At 69.0% G+C, this 17,189-nt stretch carries 19 protein-coding genes; 13 read left to right on the top strand and 6 right to left on the bottom strand.

Features of this window, described 5'->3' with window-relative positions:
* The first annotated feature begins 133 nt into the window (after positions 1–133).
* The 6 genes from leuC to KEC56_RS06150 all read left to right on the top strand — a co-directional run bounded on the left by leuC (position 134) and on the right by KEC56_RS06150 (position 6,527).
* A complete protein-coding gene (gene leuC / locus KEC56_RS06175; RefSeq protein WP_227530259.1) occupies positions 134–1,594 on the top strand; it encodes a 3-isopropylmalate dehydratase large subunit in 1,461 nt (486 codons plus the stop codon).
* A gap of 2 nt (positions 1,595–1,596) precedes the next feature.
* A complete protein-coding gene (gene leuD / locus KEC56_RS06170; protein ID WP_227530258.1) occupies positions 1,597–2,193 on the top strand; it encodes a 3-isopropylmalate dehydratase small subunit in 597 nt (198 codons plus the stop codon).
* A gap of 94 nt (positions 2,194–2,287) precedes the next feature.
* Positions 2,288–3,655: a UDP-N-acetylglucosamine 1-carboxyvinyltransferase gene (gene murA, locus KEC56_RS06165; protein ID WP_175986517.1), complete on the top strand. Its 1,368-nt coding sequence runs from the start codon at positions 2,288–2,290 to the stop codon at positions 3,653–3,655.
* A 5-nt stretch (positions 3,656–3,660) separates the two neighbouring features.
* Complete coding sequence (locus tag KEC56_RS06160) at positions 3,661–4,416, top strand: lysophospholipid acyltransferase family protein (protein WP_227530257.1); 756 nt, start codon at positions 3,661–3,663, stop codon at positions 4,414–4,416.
* Positions 4,406–5,539, top strand: coding sequence for an NAD(P)H-dependent glycerol-3-phosphate dehydrogenase (locus KEC56_RS06155; RefSeq protein ID WP_175986512.1), 1,134 nt, complete (start codon positions 4,406–4,408; stop codon positions 5,537–5,539). Before KEC56_RS06160 ends, KEC56_RS06155 begins: the two co-directional genes overlap by 11 nt.
* Positions 5,445–6,527, top strand: coding sequence for a D-alanine--D-alanine ligase family protein (locus tag KEC56_RS06150; RefSeq protein ID WP_227530256.1), 1,083 nt, complete (start codon positions 5,445–5,447; stop codon positions 6,525–6,527). The genes KEC56_RS06155 and KEC56_RS06150 overlap by 95 nt, the downstream gene beginning before the upstream one ends.
* A gap of 7 nt (positions 6,528–6,534) precedes the next feature.
* On the opposite strand, the gene KEC56_RS06145 is transcribed toward KEC56_RS06150, so the two are convergent.
* Complete coding sequence (locus KEC56_RS06145) at positions 6,535–7,062, bottom strand: DUF3515 family protein (protein WP_227530255.1); 528 nt, start codon at positions 7,060–7,062, stop codon at positions 6,535–6,537.
* A 23-nt stretch (positions 7,063–7,085) separates the two neighbouring features.
* Here KEC56_RS06145 and thiL point away from each other — a divergent pair, with 23 nt between their 5' ends.
* A complete protein-coding gene (thiL, locus tag KEC56_RS06140) occupies positions 7,086–8,081 on the top strand; it encodes a thiamine-phosphate kinase (protein ID WP_227530254.1) in 996 nt (331 codons plus the stop codon).
* Here the strand turns inward: thiL and rsmD are convergent.
* Positions 8,051–8,629, bottom strand: coding sequence for a 16S rRNA (guanine(966)-N(2))-methyltransferase RsmD (gene rsmD, locus KEC56_RS06135; protein WP_227530253.1), 579 nt, complete (start codon positions 8,627–8,629; stop codon positions 8,051–8,053). The two genes, thiL and rsmD, sit on opposite strands and share 31 nt — an antisense overlap.
* 44 nt (positions 8,630–8,673) lie before the next feature.
* Between rsmD and KEC56_RS06130 the strand changes: the two genes are divergently transcribed.
* From KEC56_RS06130 to mutM, 6 genes are all read left to right on the top strand, one after another.
* Positions 8,674–10,857 carry an ATP-dependent DNA helicase RecG gene (locus tag KEC56_RS06130; RefSeq protein ID WP_227530252.1) on the top strand — a complete coding sequence of 728 codons (2,184 nt, stop codon included), beginning with the start codon at positions 8,674–8,676 and terminating at the stop codon, positions 10,855–10,857.
* Between the two features lie 59 nt (positions 10,858–10,916).
* A complete protein-coding gene (coaD, locus tag KEC56_RS06125) occupies positions 10,917–11,414 on the top strand; it encodes a pantetheine-phosphate adenylyltransferase (RefSeq protein ID WP_227530251.1) in 498 nt (165 codons plus the stop codon).
* A 105-nt stretch (positions 11,415–11,519) separates the two neighbouring features.
* Entirely contained in the window at positions 11,520–12,017 is a 498-nt protein-coding gene (locus KEC56_RS06120; RefSeq protein ID WP_227530702.1) for a YceD family protein, read from the top strand.
* Positions 12,018–12,019: 2 nt separating this feature from the next.
* Positions 12,020–12,229: a 50S ribosomal protein L32 gene (rpmF, locus tag KEC56_RS06115; protein ID WP_175986491.1), complete on the top strand. Its 210-nt coding sequence runs from the start codon at positions 12,020–12,022 to the stop codon at positions 12,227–12,229.
* A gap of 16 nt (positions 12,230–12,245) precedes the next feature.
* Positions 12,246–12,938: a ribonuclease III gene (gene rnc / locus KEC56_RS06110; protein ID WP_227530250.1), complete on the top strand. Its 693-nt coding sequence runs from the start codon at positions 12,246–12,248 to the stop codon at positions 12,936–12,938.
* Positions 12,939–12,946: 8 nt separating this feature from the next.
* Positions 12,947–13,810 (top strand): bifunctional DNA-formamidopyrimidine glycosylase/DNA-(apurinic or apyrimidinic site) lyase, encoded by an 864-nt coding sequence (gene mutM, locus KEC56_RS06105; RefSeq protein ID WP_227530249.1) that lies wholly within the window; start codon positions 12,947–12,949, stop codon positions 13,808–13,810.
* A gap of 6 nt (positions 13,811–13,816) precedes the next feature.
* Here mutM and KEC56_RS06100 read toward each other — a convergent pair whose 3' ends face one another.
* The 4 genes from KEC56_RS06100 to KEC56_RS06085 form a co-directional block, all read right to left on the bottom strand.
* Positions 13,817–14,338: an ATP-binding cassette domain-containing protein gene (locus KEC56_RS06100; RefSeq protein ID WP_308013002.1), complete on the bottom strand. Its 522-nt coding sequence runs from the start codon at positions 14,336–14,338 to the stop codon at positions 13,817–13,819.
* A gap of 107 nt (positions 14,339–14,445) precedes the next feature.
* Entirely contained in the window at positions 14,446–15,525 is a 1,080-nt protein-coding gene (locus tag KEC56_RS06095; protein WP_227530248.1) for a GNAT family N-acetyltransferase, read from the bottom strand.
* Positions 15,522–16,610, bottom strand: coding sequence for a GNAT family N-acetyltransferase (locus KEC56_RS06090; protein ID WP_227530247.1), 1,089 nt, complete (start codon positions 16,608–16,610; stop codon positions 15,522–15,524). Before KEC56_RS06090 ends, KEC56_RS06095 begins: the two co-directional genes overlap by 4 nt.
* 17 nt (positions 16,611–16,627) lie before the next feature.
* Positions 16,628–16,927 (bottom strand): hypothetical protein, encoded by a 300-nt coding sequence (locus KEC56_RS06085; protein WP_227530246.1) that lies wholly within the window; start codon positions 16,925–16,927, stop codon positions 16,628–16,630.
* Between the last annotated feature and the right edge of the window lie 262 nt (positions 16,928–17,189).

Below are 17,189 nucleotides of genomic sequence, written 5' to 3'. Positions count from 1 at the left end.
GTCGCCGGCGTGTAAACTGACCGACATGCGGCAGGTGGTTCTTCTCCTTAGCGGCCGCGACGAGACCTTGATCTAGGCCCTCCTCGTCGCGGCGTCCAGCGTGGCCGAACCGCCGAATACTGGAGATACCGACATGACCGAAGCTGCTCCCGCTGTTTCCCCGAGCCGTCCGCGCACCCTGGCCGAGAAGGTCTGGGACGACCACCTCGTCGTCAAGGGCGAGAACGGCGAGCCGGACCTGATCTACATCGACCTGCACCTCGTGCACGAGGTCACCAGCCCGCAGGCGTTCGACGGGCTGCGTGCGGAGGGGCGCCCGCTCCGCCGTCTCGACCTGACGATCGCGACCGAGGATCACAACACGCCGACCCTCGAGATCGACAAGCCGATCGCCGATCTCACGAGCCGCACCCAGATCGACACTCTGCGCCGGAACGCCCAGGAGTTCGGCGTCCGGCTGCACTCGCTCGGTGACGCCGAGCAGGGCATCGTCCACGTCGTCGGCCCGCAGCTCGGCCTCACCATGCCGGGCATCACCGTGGTCTGCGGCGATTCGCACACCTCGACCCACGGCGCCTTCGGAGCCATGGCCTTCGGCATCGGCACGAGCGAGGTTGAGCACGTCATGGCGACGCAGACCCTGCCGCTGAAGCCCTTCAAGACGATGGCGATCACCGTCGAGGGCGAACTGCGCCCCGGCGTCACAGCCAAGGACATCATCCTCGCCGTCATCGCGAAGATCGGCACCGGCGGCGGGCAGGGGTACGTGCTCGAGTTCCGCGGCAGCGCGATCCGCGCTCTCTCCATGGAGGGGCGCATGACGATCTGCAACATGTCGATCGAGGCCGGTGCCCGCGCCGGAATGGTGGCTCCCGACGAGACGACGTTCGCATACGTGCAGGGCAAGCCGCACGCACCGCAGGGCCAGGACTGGGAGGATGCCGTCGCCTACTGGCGCACGCTTCCGACCGACGAGGGCGCCGTCTTCGACGCCGAGGTCTTCATCGACGCCAACGAGCTCGAGCCGTTCGTCACCTGGGGCACGAACCCGGGTCAGGGCAGCTCGCTGTCGGCCGCTGTCCCCGACCCCGCCGAGATCGACGACCCGAACGAGCGCGCCGCCGCGGAGCGCGCGCTGGAGTACATGGACCTCGCCCCGGGCACGCCGCTCAAGGACGTGCCGGTGGATGCCGTCTTCATGGGCTCCTGCACGAACAGCCGCATCGAGGACCTCCGGGCTTTCGCCTCGATCATCCAGGGGCGGAAGAAGGCCGATGGCGTGCGCGTCATGGTCGTCCCGGGTTCTGCCCGTGTGCGGCTGGAGGCGGAGGCCGAGGGCATCGATCAGGTCGTCAAGGACTTCGGCGCCGAGTGGCGCTTCGCCGGCTGCTCGATGTGCCTGGGCATGAACCCCGACCAGCTCGCGCCGGGGGAGCGCTGCGCCTCCACCTCGAACCGCAACTTCGAGGGCCGTCAGGGCAAGGGCGGTCGTACCCATCTCGTGTCGCCGCTGGTCGCCGCTGCCACCGCGGTGCGCGGCACGCTGTCGAGCCCGAGCGACCTGGTCGCAGCCGAGGAACTGGTGGGAGCCTGATCATGGAGAAGTTCACCACGCACACCGGCATCGCAGCGCCCCTCAAGCGCTCGAACGTCGACACCGATCAGATCATCCCCGCGGTCTTCCTCAAGCGCGTCACCAAGACGGGCTTCGACGACGCGCTGTTCCACGCCTGGCGTCAGGATCCCGAGTTCGTCCTCAACCAGGAAGCGTTCCAGGGGGCATCGGTGCTCGTGGCCGGGCCCGACTTCGGCACCGGATCCAGTCGGGAGCACGCCGTCTGGGCGCTGCGCGACTTCGGTTTCGCGGTCGTGCTGAGCCCCCGCTTCGCGGATATCTTCCGCGGGAACTCCGGCAAGCAGGGCCTGCTCGCGGCCACGATCTCCGAGGACGACCTCGAGAAGATCTGGGCGGCGATCGACGCGAACCCCGGCACGACCATCACGGTCGATCTCGAGGCGCGCACCGCCACGATCGCGGATTTCCAGGCCCCCATCGGTGTCGACGATTACACTAGATGGCGGCTCCTCGAAGGGCTCGATGACATCGGGCTCACGCTGCGCAACGAAGAGAAGATCGCGCAGTTCGAGGCCCGCCGCGAGTCGTGGCGGCCACGCACGCTCCCCGTCCGCTGACCAGGAATCCGCTGACACCGAGCACCGTGAGCCTGGGGCACTTCCGCCCTGGCGGCCACCGCCGCGACCGTGAAGACGAAGTGAGGCTCATCGAATGACCACAAGTGTGCGCGCTGACCTCCAGGATGGGGCGATTGCTTTGACCGGAGATGTGCTGGCGATCCGCGGCGGGCGTCCGCTGCGCGGACGTGTTGATGTGAAGGGCGCGAAGAACCTCGCGACCAAGGCGATGGTCGCCGCCCTCCTCGGAGAAGAGCCCAGCGTCCTGCGCGATGTGCCCGACCTCAGCGACGTCGCCGTCGTGCGTTCCCTGCTCGAGGTGCACGGCGTCCGCGTCACCGAGGGCGACGAAGAGGGCACGCTGCACCTCGACCCCAGCGACGTCGAGTCGGCGCACATGGAGGAGATCGACGCGCACGCCGGTGCATCCCGCATCCCGATCCTCTTCTGCGGTCCTCTTCTGCACCGCCTCGGTCAGGCGTTCATCCCCGACCTCGGCGGCTGCCGCATCGGCGACCGCCCGATCGACTTCCACCTCGACGCGCTGCGCAAGTTCGGCGCCGTCGTCGAAAAGCTGCCCAGCGGCATCCGGCTGTCCACGCGTGGAGGACGCCTGCACGGGGCGAAGATCCACTTGCCGTACCCGAGCGTCGGGGCCACCGAGCAAGTGCTGCTGACGGCCGTGCGCGCCGAGGGCACCACCGAGCTGCGCAACGCCGCGATCGAGCCGGAGATCATGGATCTCATCGCCGTGCTGCAGAAGATGGGCGCGATCATCTCCTACGAGCCCAACCGCGTCATCCTCATCGAGGGCGTCGAGAAGCTCCGCGGTTACGACCACCGCTCGATCTTCGATCGCAACGAGGCTGCTTCGTGGGCCTCGGCTGCACTCGCCACCGACGGCGAGATCTTCGTCGGCGGTGCGAAGCAACAGGAGATGCTCACATTCCTCAACGTCTTCCGCAAGGCGGGCGGATGGTTCGACATCCGCGAGGACGGCATCCTGTTCCGTCGTGAGGGCGAGATCCGGCCGGTCGTCGTCGAGACGGACGTGCACCCCGGCTTCATGACCGACTGGCAGCAGCCCCTCGTCGTCGCGCTGACCCAGGCGCAGGGCCGCTCAGTCGTGCACGAGACCGTGTACGAGAACCGGATGGGGTTCACGCAGGCGCTCGTCAAGATGGGTGCGGACATCGTCGTGCATCCTCACGGTCTGCAGGACGGTCCGCGCCGCGTCCCGCGCCGCGAGCTCGAGCAGGCCGCGGTCATCACGGGACCGACGCCGCTGCACGGGGCCGACATCGTCGTCCCCGACCTGCGCGGTGGATACAGCCACGTCATCGCCGCCCTCACGGCGACGGGCGAGTCGAAGGTCTCGGGGGTCGACATCCTCAGCCGCGGCTACGAGAAGTTCCTCGCCAAGCTCGACGCCCTCGGCGCCGACTTCGACGTCATCGGCTGATCCGCATGCCCCCCGCATCGCCGGAGAAGTCTCGGCCGAGCCTGTTCTGGGCGCTCGCTGTCCTCATCGTTCCTTTCGTGTCGTACCTGGCGAAGCTGCGCTTCATCGGTCGCGAGAAGCTGCCGATGAACGGTTCGTTCGTCCTCGCCCCCAACCACTACTCCGAGTTCGACCCGCTCATCGTCGCGGCGGCGGTGTGGCGGCTCGGCCGCGCCCCGCGCTTCATGGCGAAGGAGAGCCTGTTCCGGGTTCCCGTGGTCGGTGCGGCACTGCGCGCGACCGGTATGATCCCGGTGGCGCGGTCGTCGTCGCGCGCGGCTTCCGCGCAGACGATCGAGCAGTCCCGCCAGCTGGTCGATGCGGGCCGCGGCGTCATCGTCTATCCGGAGGGGACGCTGACCCGCGATCCCGACCTGTGGCCGATGCGGGGCAAGTCCGGCGCCGTGCGCCTGGCCATGGCCGGCGACATCCCCCTGATCCCCATGGCGCAGTGGGGAACGCAGAAGATCATGGGACGGTATCAGAAGGGCCTGAGCCTCTGGCCGCCGCGCAAGCCGATCGACATCATCATCGGCGATCCGGTCGACCTCAGCGATCTGAAGGGCCGCCAGAACGAACCGGCGGCGATCACCGAGGCCACCGAGCGGCTGATGGCGGCGATCACGGCACTGCTGGAGCAGGTCCGTCACGAGAAGGCACCCGCTCAGCGCTGGAACCCCGCCGACCACGGGCAGAAGGAGACCGGTCGCCTTGACTCGTAAGAATTCCGCCTCCCACGGCCCCCGGGTCGCGGTCATCGGCGCGGGAAGCTGGGGGACGACCTTCGGGAAGATCCTCGCCGACGGTGGTGCGCAGGTGACGATGTGGGCGCGCAGGCCGGAACAGGCGCTCGAGATCGCCGAGGGCAAGCGCAATTCGAAGTACCTCCCCGGCATCAACCTCCCGCGTACGATGACGGCCACGCACGAGCTGTCGACGGCGATCGAGGGCGCGGACCAGGTCTACCTGTCGGTGCCGAGCCAGTCCCTGCGCGAGAACCTCAAGGGCCTGCGCCCGCTCATCGAGAACAGCGACGTCCCGATCGTCAGCCTCATGAAGGGTGTCGAGCGCGCGAGCGGTCTGCGCATGAGTCAGGTCATCGAGCAGGAGCTCGCCTGCGACCCGGCGCGCATCGCCGTGGCGTCCGGGCCGAACCTCGCCCTCGAGATCGCGCGCGAGCAGCCGACCGCGGCGGTGATCGCCTCGCTCAGCCAGGAGACGGCCGAGACGATCGCACGCGCGGCGCGCAACCCGTACTTCCGCACCTTCGTGAACACCGATGTCATCGGCACCGAATTCGGCGGCGTCCTCAAGAACCTCATCGCCGTTGCGATCGGCATCGTCGACGGCGTCGGCTACGGCGAGAACACCAAGGCCTCGATCATCACGCGCGGTCTGGTCGAGATGACCGATTTCGCCGTCGCGAACGGCGCGCAGCCGGAGACGCTGCAGGGACTCGCGGGTCTCGGTGACCTGATCGCCACCTGCCAGTCGCCGCTGAGCCGCAATAACACCGCCGGCCGCCTGCTCGGGCAGGGGTACAGCTATCAGGACGTCGTGAAGCAGATGAACCAGACCGCTGAGGGTCTGGCCTCCGTGGCGCCGATCCTGCAGCTGGCCGGCGAATCCGATGTTCACATGCCCATCGTGGAGCAGGTGAAGATGGTGCTCGACGGCAGGATGAATCCCCACGACATCGCGCCTCACCTCACGACCGACGACGACACTCCCCAGGAGGAGAGACGAAATCATGGACAAGCAGACGGTGGTGGTGCTCTTCGGCGGGCGTTCCAGCGAGCATTCCATCAGTTCCGCAACGGCGGGCGGAGTCCTTCAGGCGATTGATCGCGATCGCTACGACGTGATCCCGGTCGGGATCACGCGGGAGGGTGCGTTCGTGCTCGAGGCCGACGACCCGGCGAAGTTCGCCCTGGACGCGGCGCACCTGCCCGAGGTCGTCGACAACGGCTCGCGCGTGCTCTGGCCCGAGCCCGGCGGCACCAGGACGCTGCGCGTCGTGCAGGCCGACGGCGCACTCGCCGACCTCGGCCCGATCGACGTCGTCCTGCCGATCCTGCACGGCACCCACGGCGAGGACGGCACGATCCAGGGGTACTTCGACACGCTGGAGGTTCCGTACGCCGGCGGCGGTGTCCTGGATTCGGCCGTGTGCATGGACAAGCACTTCATGAAGGTCGTCCTCGAGTCGGCCGGCATCGCCGTCTCGCCGTGGGTGACGATCCGCAGGGCCGCCTGGACACGGGATGCCGCCCCGCTGCGCGCGCAGATCGAGGCGCTCGGGCTCCCGGTGTTCGTCAAGCCCGCCCGCGCAGGGTCCAGCGTCGGCGTCTCCAAGGTCGACGCGCTCGACGAGCTGGACGCGGCACTGGAGATCGCGTTCGCCGAGGACGAGAAGGTGCTCGTGGAGACGGGGATCAGCGGCCGTGAGATCGAGGTCGCGATCCTGGAGTCCGCGGACGGCGTGCGAGCGTCGCTGCCCGGCGAGATCGTGCTCACGGAGCGCGGCTTCTACGACTTCGAGGGCAAGTACCTCGGCGGCGACGGCGTCGACGTGGTCTGCCCTGCCGAGCTGTCGGACTCGCAGATCGCGGCCATCCAGGATGTCGGGATCCGGGCGTTCGAGGCTGTCGACGGACGCGGGCTCGCCCGAGTCGACATGTTCCTTGCCGATACCGGCGACCTCGTCGTCAACGAGCTGAACACGATGCCGGGGTTCACGCCGATCTCGATGTTCCCCAAGTGCTGGGTGGCCTCAGGGCTCAGCTATGGCGACCTCATCAGCGAGCTCATCGAGGCGGGCCTGCGCCGCTGAGACCGCGCTAGCTCGACGGCTTCTGATCCAGCAGGTCCTGGACGTCGCCGTCGAGCTCGTCGGGGGTCGTGCACCGGCCGTCGGCCGGAATGCTCGTGATCGCTCCGACGAGACCGCGACTGCTGATGACATCGTTCGAGCTCACGGCCCCCGTGTCGATGAACAGCTGCACGGCGGGGTCGCGTCCGTAGGTCGTCAGGCGCACGAACGGGGTCTCGGACGCATCGACCAGCCAGTCGACGCCCTCGAGGGTCACGCACTGCAGATCGGCCGTGGGGCCGGGGACGGTCACGCCGCAGCGCAGGATGATCGCGGAGTCGCCGCCCTCGGCACCCCACGCCGCTGTCGCCTGCGCGTCGGTCCACCGCCGATCCAGATTCGCGATGCTTCCGGCGTTGTTCAGCCCGACCGTGACATCGGCGCAGAGCGGGTTGTTCGCATCCTCGGCCGGCTCGAGATGAACAGTCGAGGAGCATCCGGCCAGAAGCCCCGCTCCGAGAAGCAGGACGGCGGCTGCGGCAAGGCGGCGGGACATGATTCCAGGCTACCTTTGACAGCATGCCCTCTCGTTCCCCCGACGACGACCCGCGCCTCGGCGACGTCTCGGAAGGCACCGTTCTGCGCGCCATCCTGGCCCGAACGGCCCCTGCCTCGCACACGATCCTCGGCCCCGGCGACGATGCCGCCGTGCTCGCCGCTCCTTCCGGCTCGGTCGTCGCGACGACCGACACCCTCGTGCACGGACCCGACTTCCGGCTGGCATGGTCGAGCGGCTACGACCTGGGGTGGAAGTCGGCGGCGGTCAACCTCTCCGACATCGCGGCGATGGGTGCGCGGCCGACCGGGCTCCTCGTGGCGCTGGCCGTGCCGCGTGACATGCGGCTGTCGTTCGTCGAGCAGCTCGCCGACGGCTTCCGCGCGGCCTGCGAGGCGCTCGCGCCCGGCTGCTCGGTCGTCGGTGGCGATCTGACGGTGTCCGACGTGCTCACGATCGCCGTCACGGCGCTCGGCGATCTGGAGGGCCGCCGCGCCGTGACCCGCTCGGGTGCCCGGCCCGGTGATGCGGTCGCGATCGCGGGGGAGCTCGGACTCGCAGCGCACGGCCTCGCCGTGCTGTTCGGCCGATTCCGCGACGGCGAGACGCCGACGCCGGTGGATGCCGCACGGCTCGCCGAGGGCGAGGCGTCGGCTGTGGCCGCCCAGCTGCGCCCCGCACCGCCGATCGGCCTCGGCCCGGTCGCAGCCCTCGCCGGCGCGACGGCCATGATGGACGTCTCGGACGGCCTCGCCCTGGATGCCGGACGCATGGCGGCGGCATCCGGTGTCACGATCGATCTCGCGCGCTCGGCGCTCGGGGCGGAACCGGAGCGCGCGCTGGCCGGCGGTGAGGACCACGCGCTGCTGGCGACATTCCCGCCGGACGTCCTGCCTCCGGGGTTCCGGATCGTCGGCACCGTGCGGCGGGCGGGACAGACCGGCGTCCTCTGCGACGGCGAGCCGGTGGACGTCGCCGGCTGGGATCCCTATCGCGACTGGGATGCCGCGACGGGCTGAGCCCACCACACGGCCGTGTCGCCGTAGGCCTTCTCGCGGAAGACCTCGAGCCCGGCGGCGCACACGTCGGGCGGGGTCGACCTGCGGCCGCGTTCGATCACGACGACCGCGTCTTCCGACAGCAGCGGCGCGAGCGCGGTGAGATCCGCGGTCATCGCAGCGTCGTCGAGGTCGTACGGCGGGTCGGTGAAGACGAGGTCCCATGTGCCCGTCGCGCGCCGGAGGAACGGCAGCACGGCGCTCTCGTGCACGCGGACAGCCGCGCCGGAGAGAGCCTTCGCGACGGCTGCGGCGTTGCGTCGCACGATCGCCGCAGCAGGACGGGCGCGCTCGACGAGATCCACGCTCGCAGCGCCCCGGCTGAGAGATTCGAGGCCGAGGGCCCCGGATCCGGCGTACAGATCCAGCACGCGGGCGCCGTCGATGGCATCCGCGGATTCCAGGGCTCCGAACAGCGACTCGCGGACGCGGTCGCTCGTCGGGCGGGTTCCGGAGCCCGGAACGTCGAGGCGGAGCCCTCTCGCGTCGCCGGCGATGATCCTCGTCACCTCTCCAGCCTAGGAGAGTCCGTGGCGTTCTCTAGACTTCACCCATGGTCTTCTCGTTCGATACGCCGCTGGCGGAAGCCATCGGCGGCACCGCTGCGAAGAAGCTCGAGAGGGCGTTCGAGATGCACACCGTGGGCGACATGCTCGCGCACTATCCTCGTCGCTACGCCGACCCCGCCGAGCTCACGCCCATCCTCGATCTGCCGGTCGGCGAGACGGTGACGATCGTCGCCGAGGTGCTCTCGTCATCCGCGCGTCCGATGCGCAACCGCAACGGCGCGATGACGGACGTGATCATCGGCGACGGGCACGGACGCGTCTCGCTGACCTTCTTCGCCAAGGGGATCAAGCAGGCCGAGTGGCGCCGCGATCAGCTGCGCCCCGGACGCCGGGGCGTGTTCTCCGGAAAGGTGGGCTCGTTCAACGAGGTCACGCAGTTCTCTCATCCTCAGTACGAGCTTTTCGACGACGACGAGGACCGGAAGTCCCAGGTCGAGGAGCGCGCGCACCGGCCGATCCCGATCTACCCGGCGACGTCGGCCGTGGAGAGCGGGCAGTTCCGTGAGCTCGTCGAGAAGGTGCTTCCCGCGCTCGGCGATGTCCCCGATCCGCTGACGGAATCGGTGCGCTCTGCAGAGGGGCTGCTCGACGCACGCACCGCGCTGATCCAGGTGCACAGGCCAGAGACCAAGAGTGACGTCGCCCCCGCCGTGCGGACGCTTCGCATGCACGAGGCCCTGGTCCTTCAGACAGCGCTGCTGCAGCAGCGTGCGGCCGTCAGGGCACTGACGGCGACACCACGCGCGGCGAAGGCAGGGGGGCTCCTGGAACGGTTCGACGCGACGCTGCCCTACACGCTCACTCCCGATCAGCAGTCCGTCGGCGCGCAGGTCGCGACCGACCTCACCGGCGAGTGGCCGATGAACCGGCTCGTCCAGGGCGAGGTCGGCTCCGGCAAGACCCTCGTGGCGCTCCGGGCCATGCTGCAGGTCGCCGAGTCCGGCGGACAGTCGGCGCTCATCGCGCCCACCGAGGTGCTCGCCGCGCAGCACCTGCGCTCCATCACGAAGATGCTGGGTCCGCAGCTCGCGCCCGAGCTCATGCCCACGCTGCTCACCGGTCAGATGTCGGCTTCTGAGCGGCGCAAGGCCGCGCTGCGCGTCGCGGCAGGACAGGCGCTGATCGTCGTCGGCACCCATGCGCTGCTGGGGGAGAAGACGACGTTCGCCGAACTGGGACTCGTCGTCGTCGACGAGCAGCACCGGTTCGGCGTGGAGCAGCGTGAAGCCCTGCGGGCCAAGGGGTCGAGCCCGCACGCACTTGTGCTCACCGCGACCCCGATTCCGCGCACGGTTGCGATGACCGTCTTCGGCGACCTCGACACCTCCGTGATCCGTACGATGCCGGCCGGACGCGCCGGCATCGAGAGCTTCGTCGCACCGCTCGCCGAGCACCCGGACTGGTTCCGGCGGGTCTGGGACCGCGCCGCGGAAGAGGTCGCGAAGGGCCGCCAGGTGTTCGCCGTGTGCGCCGCGATCGACACGACGAAGAAGTCGGGCCCGGCCGAAGAGGACGAGGCGGCGCTGCTGCCGAGCGAAGAGGGAGCAGCCGGCCCTCGATGGGGCGTCGTGCAGCTCGACCAGGCGCTCGCGACCCACCCCACGGTCGGCCCGCTGCGCCGAGCCGTGCTGCACGGCAGGATGCCGTCCGATGAGAAGGACGCCGTGATGCAGGCGTTCGCCCGCGGTGAGATCGACGTGCTCATTGCGACGACCGTCATCGAGGTCGGTGTCGACGTGCCCAACGCGTCGACGATGATCGTGCTGGACGCCGATCGCTTCGGCGTCTCGCAGCTGCATCAGCTCCGCGGCCGGGTCGGTCGAGGCTCGGTTCCCGGGCTCTGCCTGCTCGTCACGGAAGCGGAGGAGGGGTCGCTCGCCCGGGAGCGCGTGGATGCGGTCGCGGCGACGCTCGACGGTTTCGCCCTCGCCGAGATCGATCTCGAGCTGCGCGGCGAGGGCGATGTGCTGGGAGCAACGCAGTCCGGTGTGCGCTCATCGCTGCGCCTGCTGAGAGTCGTCAAGGACTCGAAGCTGATCGCGCGTGCGCGCGAGCTCGCCGAGATCATCCTCGACGAGGACCCGACCCTCGCGGGGCATCCAGGGCTCCGGGACGTCATCGCCAGGCGCGTCAGCGAAGAGGATCGTGCAGCGCTCGCGAAGAACTAGCGGGACGCGTGCAATAGGGTGAAAAGCGTTCCCGTACCGAGCGAACGGAGTGAGTCGAAGTGAGCAGCAGGATCGCCGTCGTCCCCGGATCGTTCGACCCGCCGACTCTCGGACACCTGGATGTGATCCGTCGTGCCGCTCGGCTGTACGACGAGTTGCACGTGCTCGTCGTTCACAACCCGGGCAAGGAGGCGATGCTGCCGATCGCGCAGCGGCTGTCGCTGCTCGAGCAGTCGATCCACGAGGACGGCATCGACGGCAACGTCATCGTCGGTTCCTGGAGCATGGGCCTGCTCGTCGACTATGCACGCGATGTCCACGCCGGCGTGCTCGTCAAGGGCATCCGGTCGCAGATCGACGTCGCGTACGAGTCGCCCATGGCGATCGTCAACAGGCACCTCGCCGACATCGAGACCGTCTTCCTCCTGCCCGACCCTTCGCATGCGATGGTGTCCAGCTCGCTCGTCCGTCAGGTCGCCGGTCTCGGGGGCGACGTGTCGCCGTTCGTCCCGCCGGCGGTCGCCGCCTTCCTCGACACGGGCGCCCGCGACCTCTGACACTGCGCCTCCCGGCGCGTCCACGGGTACGATTGACCTGTGAAGACTCGACTCAACGGCCCCTTCGTGGTGCCCGTCCGCGACATCGCACGGCATCCGGGCGAGATGCGCGAGCATCGTTTCACCGTGACGCTCGCCGACCAGTGGGGGGAGGGGATCGTCTCGTATCCGACGGGCTCCGAGCTCGATCTCGACGTGCGCGTCGAGTCGGTGCACGAGGGCATTCTCGTGTCGGGATCGGTGGATGCCGAGTACATCGGCGTCTGCGGAAGATGCCTCACCGACATCTCCGAGCCTGTCGGAGTCGAGTTCCAGGAGCTTTTCGCGTATCCTGGAGAGGAAGAAACTGACTTCGAGGTTCAAGACGACCACGTGGATCTTGAAACTCTGGTCAGGGAGGCGACAGTTTTGGCGCTTCCGTTTCAGCCGGTGTGTCAACCGGATTGCCCCGGGCTCGACCCGATCACGGGTGAGCGGCGGACAGAAGGCACCAGGGCAGAGAAAGAGGCGCCCATCGATCCTCGATGGAGTGCGCTCCGACAGATCACAGACCAGGGGAGTGCGGCACAGAGCCGCGATCCCGAGAACACAGAAGAGAGTTAGCCATGGCTGGTAACCCCCCGAAGCGCAAGGTTTCCCGTTCCAACACCCGTTCGCGTCGCGCGAACTGGAAGGCCGAGCCCACCGCGCTCGTCAAGACCGTCGAGAACGGCAAGGTCGTCTACAGCCGTCCGCACCAGGCGAAGGTCGTCACCGACTCGCAGGGCACCGAGCTGTTTCTCGAGTACAAGGGCCGCAAGGTCGCCGACATCTGATCACGGTCTCACGATCGTGACAGACGTCCCCGGAGGGACGGCGTCGCTCGCAGCCAAGCTCAGGGTCGATATCGACCCTGAGCTGCTTGCGTTGGCGCTGACCCACCGCTCCTACGCGTACGAGCACGGCGGAATCCCGCACAACGAGCGCCTCGAGTTCCTCGGCGACTCCGTGCTCGGGCAGGCCGTGACGGTGATGCTCTTCACCACCAACCCCGATCTCGACGAGGGGCAGCTCGCCAAGCGGCGCGCCAGCGTCGTCTCTACCGTTGCGCTGGCCGAGGTCGCACGCGGGATCGGCCTCGGAGAGCACCTGCTGCTCGGTCGCGGTGAGGAGCAGACCGGTGGCCGCGACAAGGACTCGATCCTCGCGGACACCATGGAGGCCGTCTTCGGCGCGACCTATCTGTCCGCCGGTCCCGACGAGGCGACGGCCCTCGTGCTGCGTCTGACCGAGCCGCTGCTCGCCGACCCCGAGAGATACGGCGCGGCGATGGATCCGAAGACGAGCCTGCAGGAACTCGCCGCGCGGCTGGGCGCGGCAGCGCCCGTGTACGGGATCTCGGCGTCCGGGCCCGATCACGATCGGCGCTTCACGGCCACGGTCACGGTCGGCGATGTCACCATGAGCGGCGACGGCACGAGCAAGAAGACCGCCGAGATGGCTGGCGCCCTCGCCGTGTGGCGCGTGCTCAGCGAACGTGCCTGAGTTGCCTCGTGCCTGAACTTCCGGAGGTCGAGGTCGTCCGCCTCGGACTCGCACCTGCGGTCATCGGCGCAGAGATCACGAGCGTCAGCGTGCTCGACGAGCGTGCGCTCACGCGGCACCCGGCCGGCGCAGCAGACTTCGCCGGGCGACTCGAGGGCTCACGGATCACGGCCGCATCGCGTCGGGGCAAGTTCCTCTGGCTGCCGCTGTCGGGCGGGACCGAGGCCCTCACCGCCCACCTCGGGATGAGCGGGCAGCTGCTGCTGCGCACCCCGGATGCGCCGCACGAGAGGCACGAGCGCATCCGGCTCGGTGTGCGGCATCCGCAGCACGGCGATCTCGCCGTGGTCTTCGCGGACCAGCGCACCTTCGGCTCGCTCGCCGTCGACGCCCTGGTGCACGACGGAGCAGGCCTCACTCCGACGCAGGTGCTGCATATCGCCCGCGACCCGTTGGATGCCGCCTTCGACGATGCCGCGTTCGTGGCCGCCGTCCGCCGCCGATCGAGTGCGGTCAAGCGCATCCTCCTCGACCAGACGATCGTCAGCGGCATCGGCAACATCTACGCCGACGAATCGCTGTGGGCGGCACGCATCCACCCGGAGACGCCGGGCACGGCCCTGTCGGCGCGGGCCGTGCGACGACTCCTCGGTGAGGTCCGCCTCGTGCTCGAGAAGGCCCTCGCCGAAGGGGGAACAAGCTTCGACGCCCAGTACGTGAACGTCAACGGGCAGGCGGGGTACTTCGCGCACTCGCTCAACGCCTACGGCCGGGGCGGCCAGCCGTGCCCGCGGTGCGGAGGCGAGATCCGCCGCGCGGCGTTCATGAATCGCAGTTCGCACTACTGCCCGCGGTGCCAAAGGCGCCGCTGACTCTGCTCAGCCCGCGAACGCGCGGCCCAGCAGCGGGCGGGTGATCCGCATACTCGCCCACACGATCCCGACCCCTGACGCGAGCACGGCGACGATCGTGAGAATCGAGACGGGCTGGACGATCAGGGCGAGGCCATCCATCCCGCCGAATGCTCGATCGCGGCGCGACGCGGTGCGCCGGTGATCATCATGGCGAGAGCGACGTTCTCGATCGCGGTGAGCTCGGGGGATGAGGAGGCCCTGCTGGAACACGAATCCGAAGGACTCCCTGCGCAGACGCGATCGGTCGCGTTCGCCCAGCAGCGACACCTCGATCGGCGCACCGGCGGCAGGGGTGGATCGAACGCTGCCGGAGTCCGGTGCCGTGATCGCGGCGAGCACGTGCAGGAGCGTTGTCTTTCCCGCGCCGGAGGCGCCCATGATCGCGACCGACTCGCCGCGCTGGACGGTCAGATCGACGCCGGCGAGAGCCGTGGTGGCGCCGAAGGTCTTGGTCAGGGACTGCGCTTCGATGACAGGAGTGCTCATGCTCTCCACGATGTCGCGCCGGCGGCATCGTCGTCGTCAGCCTGCCGACGCGGATGGCCGGCCGGACGTACACCTCGATGATGATGTTAGGCCGGCCGCCCGGCGGCTCAGCTCAGACGCTTCTGCCACGCGCCGGCGCAGGACGCCGGGACGAAGCCGATCGCCTCGTTGATCTCGAGCATCGGCCGGTTCTCCTCGGCGTTGAACATCGAGATCTTCGGCGAGTCCGGCGCGACGTCCTGCCAGCGCAGCAGGTTCGCGCACTTCACGATCGTGCCCAGGCGCCTGCCCCGGTGCTCCTTCGTGACGAGCGTTCCCCCCTGGTGCGTGACGCCGGCCGGATCCGCGCCGATGACGAGTTCGTTGAAGGCGACCATGTCGCCGCTCGGCTCGTGGATCACTGCGGCGACCGAGACCGTGTGGCCGCCGGCGAGGAACTTCGCATCTCGCCTGGCGACGCGGCCCTCGTCCCAGATCTCCTCGTCGATCTGGAGATCGCCGCTGGGGACATCCGTGGCCATCCGCGCGATCACGCTGCCGTATCCGGCACGCAGGTGAGCCGGTGTCGGCAGGGTCCACGTGACCACCCGATAGTCGGGGCCTGCGAAGGCGGTCGCCTCGGCGAGGCGGCTCTCGGCGGCGTCGAGCGGCGCTTTGAGGGGGAGGATGCTGTTGCGTTCCACCTGCTCCAGCAGGTAGCCGTTGGCCGCCAGCAGGTCGCTCAGCGCGGTCGGCGACACTTCGCCCCAACCGGTCGCCGGCGTCAGCGCCCGCTCGCCCTCGGGCGTCGCAGGATGCAGCGTCCATGTCATCAGCGCCGTGCGCCCGATCTCGCGAGCCGCCTGCTCGAGGCGCTCGAGCAGCGCTTGACCGACGCCGCTCTGCGCCTGCGGCGGGAGCATCATGAACTCGAGCTCGGCGGAGGACGTGCCCTCCGCATTCGCGGTCGTGATCATGGCGACCCCGAGCACCTCGCCATCCTTGCGGGCGACGAAGCCGCGGCGGAGCCGGTCGGTCTGGTCGAGCCAGTTCGGCAGCACCTGTTCCGCGGTGTCGCTGAGGTCGTCGATGCCCGCGTCGATCTCAGCGGCGCGGTTGCCCAACTCGACCATGGCGCGGAAGTCCGCACCGTCCTCCGCGTCGGCGCGGGACGGAATCACCAGGTCGGTGATGGTCGCATCGCTCATGTCAGTTCCTTCTTCCAGGCGCCTTCGTACGAGATGGGCGCGAATCCGATGGCCTCGTTGATGTCGAGCATCGGACGGTTCTCTTCGGCGTTGTACGTGATGACTCCGGGGGAGTCCGGGTATGCCGTTCGCCAGGTCATGAGACCGGCGGTCTTCACGAGCATGCCCAGTCGGTGGCCGCGATGGGATGCGAGCACCAGGGTGTCCACCTGGTGCGAGACGACCGAGGTGTCGGCGTCGATCGCAAGCTCGTTGTAGGCGCACAGCTCACCGCTCGCGACGTGCTCGGCAGCCGTCACGAGCACGCTGATCCCGCGGCGGGCGTACCGATCGTCGTGGCGGGCGACGCGGTCCGCGCCCCACTTCTCCGCCGGCATCCCCAGAGCGGCATCGGGCACATCCGTCGACATGTGCTCCTTCATCCACGCGTATCCGGCGACGTGCTCGGGCGGTGTCGGCAGCCTCCACTGCACGACGCGGTATCCGTCAGCCGACCGCTCGGCCGCGGTGCGCGCGTCGCGGATGCGCCCCAGCACGGAGTCCGACCAGTGGAGCATGCTCACGCGCTCGACCTGCTCGAGCGAGAACCCATGCCGGAGCAGGAAGCGCGCGTGATGATCGCGCGGGATCTCGCCGAAGCCGGTCGGCGATGGCAGCGTTTCGGCGTCGGAAGCGGGGTGCTCGACCCAGGTGAGCAGACGGCTGACGCCGGCATCCCTCGCCGTGCTCTCGAGGTGCGCAAGCACGGCGGAACCGATGCCTCGCCCCCACGCCCGCCGCAGCAGGCTGATGATCGTGATGGCGGTGGTGCCGCCCGAGTCGGCCATGATGTTCAGCGTCGCGACCCCGACCATCTCATCGCCCTCGGTCACGTACCACTGGGTGCGCGTGAACTCGGGGTTCGATCGCAGCAGGGGTAGCAGCGACTCCGGTGAGACCGCGTCGTCGGTGCGACCGGTCACGTCGCGGATGGACCGGTTCCGCACATCGGCGTACGCGCGGATCGTCTCGGTGGGCGCCGCATCCGCCCGTGCCGGAAGCACGAGCGGATGCAGCGTGGCGGTGTCGTTCAGTCGAATGCTCATCGTGGACTCCTCGCGGATCACAGCATGTGCCGCTGCATGTCGTGGGTGAGCATCGCCAGCATCGCGCGCTCGGTGAAGCGCTCGTCACCGGCGCTGCGCCGTGCATCGAGCAGGCGTACGGTTTCCTCCCGGCTCATCGTGTGCCGGCTCCGGCCCGAACGCTGCGTGCGCAGCAGGAGCCAGAGACCGAGACGCAGCGACAGCCGGTCGGTGAGAGTCAGGTCGTTCCGGTCGCTCGGAACGGTCAGTTCGAGGACCTCCTGGTCCTCGGGACAGGGTGGATGGGTGGTGCTGCGCAGCAGCGTTTCAGTACTCACGAGAGTGCTCGTTCCTTGTCGATTTCGCGGAGGGATGGGTGCGCTGAGACCGGTGAAGCCGGGGCGCGGGCGGCGGTCGCGAAGGCGAGACGGCCCTGGATGCAGAGGTCGAACAGGTCGACCGATGCGTGGAAGCGGCGGGAACCGGCGGAGATCAGGCCGAAAGGGCGGGGATCTCAGGCTGCGGTTCTATGCGAGCGCGCTACGACGGACGCCGAAAGCCGAGGACGCATTGCCGGCAGCGCGCGCAGTATCGAAGCCT

The sequence above is a fragment of the Microbacterium tenebrionis genome, assembly GCF_020682665.1.
GTDB lineage: Bacteria > Actinomycetota > Actinomycetes > Actinomycetales > Microbacteriaceae > Microbacterium > Microbacterium tenebrionis.
This window is presented reverse-complemented; position numbering and strand designations above follow the sequence as displayed.

Bases quoted from the DNA above. Each gene is read 5' to 3' on its own strand.
- KEC56_RS06130 (WP_227530252.1), top strand. From the start codon at position 8,674: ATGGTCTTCTCGTTCGATACGCCGCTGGCGGAAGCCATCGGCGGCACC.
- leuD (WP_227530258.1), top strand. From the start codon at position 1,597: ATGGAGAAGTTCACCACGCACACCGGCATCGCAGCGCCCCTCAAGCGC.
- thiL (WP_227530254.1), top strand. From the start codon at position 7,086: ATGCCCTCTCGTTCCCCCGACGACGACCCGCGCCTCGGCGACGTCTCG.
- KEC56_RS06145 (WP_227530255.1), bottom strand. From the start codon at position 7,062: ATGTCCCGCCGCCTTGCCGCAGCCGCCGTCCTGCTTCTCGGAGCGGGG.
- leuC (WP_227530259.1), top strand. From the start codon at position 134: ATGACCGAAGCTGCTCCCGCTGTTTCCCCGAGCCGTCCGCGCACCCTG.
- KEC56_RS06090 (WP_227530247.1), bottom strand. From the start codon at position 16,610: ATGAGCATTCGACTGAACGACACCGCCACGCTGCATCCGCTCGTGCTT.
- KEC56_RS06120 (WP_227530702.1), top strand. From the start codon at position 11,520: ATGCGCGAGCATCGTTTCACCGTGACGCTCGCCGACCAGTGGGGGGAG.
- KEC56_RS06150 (WP_227530256.1), top strand. From the start codon at position 5,445: ATGGACAAGCAGACGGTGGTGGTGCTCTTCGGCGGGCGTTCCAGCGAG.
- KEC56_RS06100 (WP_308013002.1), bottom strand. From the start codon at position 14,338: ATGAGCACTCCTGTCATCGAAGCGCAGTCCCTGACCAAGACCTTCGGC.
- rpmF (WP_175986491.1), top strand. From the start codon at position 12,020: ATGGCTGGTAACCCCCCGAAGCGCAAGGTTTCCCGTTCCAACACCCGT.
- KEC56_RS06095 (WP_227530248.1), bottom strand. From the start codon at position 15,525: ATGAGCGATGCGACCATCACCGACCTGGTGATTCCGTCCCGCGCCGAC.
- murA (WP_175986517.1), top strand. From the start codon at position 2,288: ATGACCACAAGTGTGCGCGCTGACCTCCAGGATGGGGCGATTGCTTTG.
- KEC56_RS06160 (WP_227530257.1), top strand. From the start codon at position 3,661: ATGCCCCCCGCATCGCCGGAGAAGTCTCGGCCGAGCCTGTTCTGGGCG.